Consider the following 6,438-nt stretch of genomic DNA (forward strand, 5'->3'; position numbering starts at 1 on the left):
CCGTGGGTTATACCCTAAGAGCAAACCACCCTTTTTAAGGGTGGTTCTGATTTACAGACTTGTAACAGAGCCAAAATATCCCCACATACTTCGCCCAACTAAAGAAATTCTCGACCGTTAACCGGAATCAGCGCCAAATTGTGCATAAAATGCGCTACTGTATTGCAAAACGTTGGCCCGCATTGCATAACCAGCCATAACAGCGGACCGCGTTTGAATGGTTCGATTGGGCTGTCTCGACGTTGCCCGGCCGAATTCACTTTGTCCTATCTCATAAGGAGGATGGCATGGCTGATTCTATGTTCCACCAGCCCGTTATGGGTCGTCGCGCCTTTGTTGGCGGCACCCTCGCTGCGAGCTCCATGGCTTTTCTTGCCGCATGCGGCAAGAAGGGCGGCGACGCTTCCGGTTCTGAGTCCGGTTCGACGCTGAACTTCTACATCAACAACCCGGTCTGCATCGACCCCTACAACGTCCAGGAGGATCAGGGCACTCAGGTCGAGTACCAGCTCTTCGACGCTCTGACGGAGTACGATAACGAGAAGGGCGAGATCGTTCCGCTGGCTTGCGAGTCCTTTGAGGCTAACGACGACGCCACCGAGTTCACCTTCAAGATCAAGAAGGCCAAGTTCCATAACGGTGACGACGTTACCTCCAAGTCCTTCAAGCTCGGTTGGGAGCGCCTGGTCAACACCAAGTCGGCCATCGCTACCGAGTATGGTCCTTCCGAGGTCTCCTATCACCTTTCCATGGTCGAGGGCTATGACGATCTGGTTGCCGGTAAGGCTACCGAGCTGACCGGTGTCACCTGCCCGGATGACGAGACCCTCGTCGTCAAGCTGACTTCTGCCTACGCCGACTTCCCCTTCGTCGCCTCTCACCCGGCTCTGTCCCCGGTTCCCGAGTGCGCCGAGACCGATGTCAAGAGCTTCTATCTTGCCCCGGTCGGCAACGGCCCGTTCATGATGGACGGTAAGTGGGAGGATGGTCAGGAGATCAACCTCAAGAAGTTCGACGATTATTATGGCGACAAGGCCAAGATCGACGCCATCCACTTCCAGGTCATCAAGGACGTGGAGACCGCTTACAAGGAGTTCCAGGCCGGTAACCTTGATGTCTGCGACGTTCCCGTTGCTCAGATCGACGCCGCCAAGAAGGACCGCGGCGAGTCCAAGGATGGCTACACCATGAGTGATGGTGCGCGCATGCTGCTCGGTTCCGAGCCTTCCACGTACTATCTGACGTGCAACACCACGGCCGAGCCGTTCAACAACGCTGACCTGCGTAGGGGCATCTCCCTGGCTATCAACCGTGAGGCCATCTGCAAGACCATCTTCAAGGGCACCCGTACCCCCGCTGACGGCATCGTTCCTCCGGGAATCGCCGGCTACAAGGAGGGCGCATGGGAGTTCTGCGCCTACGACGTCGACAAGGCTAACGAGTACCTCGACAAGGTCGCTCCCGCTGGCGCTAACGGCGATCGTGGCATCAATGTGACCCTGTCCTACAACCAGGACGGCGGCCACAAGGAGATCATGGAGTCCATCATCGGCGACCTCGCCAAGGTGGGCGTCACCGCCGTCTCCGATACCCCTGAGTGGTCTGCCCTGCTCGAGCAGTATCAGAACTTCAACTATCAGTTCGGCCGTCTGGGCTGGATCGCCGATTACCCGATCATGGACAACTTCCTGTATCCGCTGTTCCACTCCGACTCCCTGGGTGGCGACAACCGCTCCGGTTACAGCAACCCCGACTTTGACGCCAAGGTTGACGAGGCCCGTGCCACGGTTGACGACGACGAGCGTATCGCCAAGATGCAGGAGGCCGACGCCATGGTCGCCGCCGACTGCCCGGTCATCCCGGTGATGTTCTACACGCACACCATCGCTGGCTCCGACCGCGTCAAGTACCTCTACGTTGATCCGCAGAAGCACGCCGATCTGGGTACCGCTGAGCTCGCCTAAGAGTTTGCAGCTTCCGTGAGGGTCAAGTATTTACGTAGACCTCATGGGAAACATACAGTTCCCCCTAACCTGGGGTAAACTGGCTGATGGTAATTTTGGGATGCCGGTCTGGCGATCGGCATCCCATTTAGGTTAATCCCTAGATAGGGGAGTGGTATGGGTAAGTACATCGTTAAACGTGTGCTTCAGTTCATCCCGGTGTTTTTGGGCGTCACGCTGATTCTGTTCGCCCTCCAGAATATCGTGCCGGGAGATCCGATCAAGCTGATCGGTGGAGACAAGGCTCTGTCCCCCGAGGTAGAGCTTCAGCTTCGCGTACGCTATCACCTGGTCCAGACGGACGAGGACGGTAACGCGATCCTTGACGAGAACGGCGATCCCGTTCAGACGTCGCTTGTAGACCGTTATCTGTATTACATGAACGGTCTGCTTCATGGCGATCTGGGTAATTCGTACCAGCGCAAGCTGCCGGTTACGGAAATCTTTGCCCAGAAGTATCCGTATACGGTCAAACTCGCCGCGTGCGCCATCGTGCTCGAGGCGATCATGGGTATCGGTGCGGGTATCATTTCGGCGGTAAAGCGTTATTCCTTCTGGGATATTTTGGTAACGCTGACCACGTCGATCCTCGTTGCCGTTCCCGCCTTCTGGCTCGGCATGCTGCTGCAGCTTTTCTTCGGCGTCATCCTTAAGGACCTCACCGGCGGCGCATTCTCCATGCCGATTTCGGGTGCCGGCGGTTCCAGCTCTCAGTATCAGGATTGGATGCACTATGTGCTTCCGACCATTACGCTGGCTTCGGTTTCGACCGCTTATGCTGCCCGCATTATGCGTTCGCAGCTGCTTGACGTCATGAACCAAGATTACATCCGTACGGCAAAGGCCAAGGGTCTCTCCAATCGCGCGATCATCATCAAGCATGCGCTTAAGAATGCACTCATCCCCGTCGTTACCTATATTGGTGTCGACTTTGGCGGCATGCTTTCGGGTGCCATCCTGACCGAAACGGTCTTTAACTGGCCCGGTATCGGCTATGAGGTCTATCGCGCCATTAGCATGCGTGACTGGCCCATCGTTATGGGCGGCGTTACGCTCATCGTCGTCGTCGTCATGGTGATCAACCTGCTCGTCGACATTAGCTATGCATTCCTCGACCCGCGCATCCGCCTTGGCGGTCCGTCGGATAAGGCCTAAGGGAGGTACGTCTCATGCAGGAAACTGATTCTCAGTCTCAGGAGCAGGCTACCGCCACCAAGGCCGCATCTGCTCCCGCCAAGTCCCGCACGCTGTGGGGCGACGCTTTTAAGCGTCTTCGCAAGAACAAGCTCGCCGTTATCGGTGTCTGCTGGATCATCGTCGTCGTTTTGGTTGCCCTGACCGCAGATCTGTGGGCTAAGCCCTGGCTCGGTTCGCCGACGGCTTCCGACTCGACCACCATGGCCGAGACGTCGCTGCTGGCTCCGTGTGCCGAGCACCCGTTTGGCACCGACGCCCTTGGCCGCGACATTCTCGTTCGTGTTATCTACGGTGCACGTGTTTCGCTTTCCGTCGGTATTATGGCCACCGCCATCTCCACGGTGATCGGTCTGGTCATGGGCGCCCTTGCCGGTTTCTATGGCGGCATCTGGGATACGATTATCATGCGCTGCGCGGACATCTTCCTGGCGTTCCCGTACGTGCTGTTCGTCGTCGCCATGATCGCCGTTATCGGCCGTGGCCTTCAGAACGTCTTTATCGCCATCGGTATTCTCGGCTGGCCTTCGATTGCGCGCGTCTTTAGATCCGCGATCCTCACGGTCAAAGAGAACGACTATGTTGACGCCGCCCGTGCCATGGGTGCATCCGATGCCCGTATCGTTATGCGCCATATCTTCCCGAACTCCGTTGCTTCCATCGTGGTCTACGCGACCATGAACATCGGCGGCGCTATTCTGACCGAGTCCGCTCTGTCCTTCCTCGGCATGGGCGTTATTCCGCCTACGCCTTCGTGGGGCTCCATGATTCAGGACGGTCAGCAGTATCTTCTGACTGCTCCCTGGATGATGATCATGCCCGGTCTGGCAATTCTCTCGACGGTGCTCGCCTTCACCCTGCTGGGTGACGGTTTGCGCGACGCCCTCGACGTCAAGATGAAGGACGCATAAGGATGAAGAAGAACAAGAACTATGTGGACCTGAAGGACCAGCCGGTTCCCGAGGGCCAGCATCTGCTCGAGGTCGATGACCTTAAGATGTATTTCCACACCGAAGATGGCGTTGTTCGCGCTGTCGACGGTGTCTCCTACACGCTCGATCGTGGCGAGACCCTCGGTGTCGTCGGTGAGTCCGGCTCCGGTAAGTCCGTGACCGCCATGACCATCATGGGTCTTATCTCGATGCCTCCGGGAAAGATTGAGGGCGGCGACGTTCGCTATCGCGGTCGTTCTATCCTCGAGATGACCGAGGAAGAGATGCAGCACATTCGCGGTAACGATATCGCGATGATCTTCCAGGATCCTATGACCTCCTTGAACCCGGTCTATAAGATCGGCAAGCAGGTGGGCGAGGGCCTTCGTCTGCACCGTGGCTACTCCAAGCAGGAGGCGCTCAAGCGCGCCACCGAGCTTTTGGACCTCGTGGGTATCCCCGAGCCCGAGAAGCGCGTCAATGAGTATCCGCACCAGTTCTCCGGCGGTATGCGTCAGCGCGTCATGATCGCTATGGCTCTTGCCTGCGATCCCGATATCCTGATTGCCGACGAGCCCACGACGGCTCTGGATGTTACCATTCAGGCTCAGATTATCGAGCTCATGCAGGAGATGCAGGAGAAGAACGGCAACGCCATTATTATGATTACCCATGACCTGGGCGTCGTCGCCGATATGGCCGATAAGATTATGGTTATGTACGCCGGCCGTCCCGTCGAGTTCGGTACTGCTGAGGAAATCTTCTACGAGAGCCGCCATCCCTACACCTGGGGTCTTATTCGCTCCATCCCGGAGCAGGCCATCGATGAGAAGAAGCCGCTGACGCCGATTCACGGCAACCCGCCTTCGCTCATGAACCTGCCCGAGGGCTGCGTCTTCTCTCCTCGCTGCCCCTATGCGACGGACAAGTGCCGCAAGCAGCGCCCCGAGCGCGTTGTCACCGAGTCCGGCCACTATTCTGCGTGCCATTATTCCGGTGACCCCGAGTTCCTCAAGAACGCCCCTGAGACGTCCCGCACGCGCAAGGATTCCAAGAAGGGAGGCGAGGCGTAAATGACAGACAATAACGAGCGCACTCCGCTGCTGAAGGTCGAGCATCTTTCTAAGGAGTTCCCCGCAGAGTCCGGCATGTTCGCCAAGCGTTTTTCCAAGCGCGTCGTCTCTGCTGTGAATGACATTTCGTTCGAGATTTATCCGGGCGAGACCTTTGGCCTGGTCGGCGAGTCTGGTTGCGGTAAGTCCACCACGGGCCGCACCATCATGCGCCTGACCAAGCCGACGGCAGGTAAGGTGTTCTTCCAGGGCAAAGACGTTGCCGAGATGAGCAAGCATGAGATCAAGGACATGCGTCGTGAGATGCAGTTCATCTTCCAGGACCCCTATGCTTCGCTCAATCCTCGTATGACCATCGGCGAGATCGTCTCCGAGCCCATGACTATTCATGGCGTGGGCACCAAGGAGGAGCGCATTGAGCGTGTCCGTGAGCTGCTGGACGTCGTCGGCCTCAACCCCGAGCACATCAACCGCTATCCGCACGAGTTCTCGGGCGGTCAGCGTCAGCGTGTCGGCATCGCCCGTGCGTTCGCTCTGAAGCCCAAGCTGATCATCTGCGACGAGCCCGTTTCCGCTCTGGATGTTTCCATTCAGGCCCAGGTTCTGAACCTGCTCAAGGAACTTCAGGACAAGTTCGGTACGGCCTATCTCTTCATTGCCCACGACCTGTCCGTCGTGCAGCACATCTCCGATCGCGTTGCCGTTATGTATCTGGGTAAGATGGTCGAGGTTTCGGACTGGAAGACGCTCTATAGCGAGCCTCACCATCCGTACACGCAGTCGCTGCTATCTGCCGTGCCGGTTCCCGATCCGGATATTCAGAAGACCCGCAAGCGCATCATCCTCGCCGGCGATCCGCCGTCGCCGCTGGATCCACCGACCGGCTGCCGTTTCCACACGCGCTGCCCGATCGCGCAGGGCATCTGCTCCGAGAAGCTTCCTGAGTTTAAGGAAGTTGCCCCGGGCCACTGCTGCGCGTGTCACTTCGCCGAGCCGTTCCCGATCAAGGAATCGCACATCGACCTGTAGTCGGTTGTTTTCGTCCGGGCCCGCCCTGGTGTTACTTTTCAGAACGTCCTCGGACATGCAAGTAACCCCCGCTGCGCACTTTGTGCGGCGGGGGTTACTTGCGTCCTGCGGAATGTTCTGAAAAGTAACACCAGGGCAGGCCCTGCGGTAACTCGGCAGGGGGGGGGGGGCGATTCTGTGATCGCTCACTTAATCTAATGGGATAGT

Annotated in this window: 5 protein-coding genes; all 5 read left to right on the forward strand. The window is 57.9% G+C overall.

Features of this window, described 5'->3' with window-relative positions:
• Positions 1-287: 287 nt before the first annotated feature.
• Positions 288-1,964, forward strand: coding sequence for an ABC transporter substrate-binding protein (locus DXD77_RS07040; protein WP_117648301.1), 1,677 nt, complete (start codon positions 288-290; stop codon positions 1,962-1,964).
• A 156-nt stretch (positions 1,965-2,120) separates the two neighbouring features.
• Positions 2,121-3,158 carry an ABC transporter permease gene (locus tag DXD77_RS07045; protein WP_089572952.1) on the forward strand — a complete coding sequence of 346 codons (1,038 nt, stop codon included), beginning with the start codon at positions 2,121-2,123 and terminating at the stop codon, positions 3,156-3,158.
• A 14-nt stretch (positions 3,159-3,172) separates the two neighbouring features.
• Positions 3,173-4,108 (forward strand): ABC transporter permease, encoded by a 936-nt coding sequence (locus tag DXD77_RS07050; RefSeq protein WP_117584279.1) that lies wholly within the window; start codon positions 3,173-3,175, stop codon positions 4,106-4,108.
• A gap of 2 nt (positions 4,109-4,110) precedes the next feature.
• Positions 4,111-5,202: an ABC transporter ATP-binding protein gene (locus DXD77_RS07055; RefSeq protein WP_117564867.1), complete on the forward strand. Its 1,092-nt coding sequence runs from the start codon at positions 4,111-4,113 to the stop codon at positions 5,200-5,202.
• Positions 5,203-6,231: an ABC transporter ATP-binding protein gene (locus DXD77_RS07060; RefSeq protein WP_117564866.1), complete on the forward strand. Its 1,029-nt coding sequence runs from the start codon at positions 5,203-5,205 to the stop codon at positions 6,229-6,231.
• The last annotated feature ends 207 nt before the right edge of the window (positions 6,232-6,438 follow it).

Source organism: Collinsella sp. TM09-10AT (genome assembly GCF_003436275.1).
GTDB lineage: Bacteria > Actinomycetota > Coriobacteriia > Coriobacteriales > Coriobacteriaceae > Collinsella.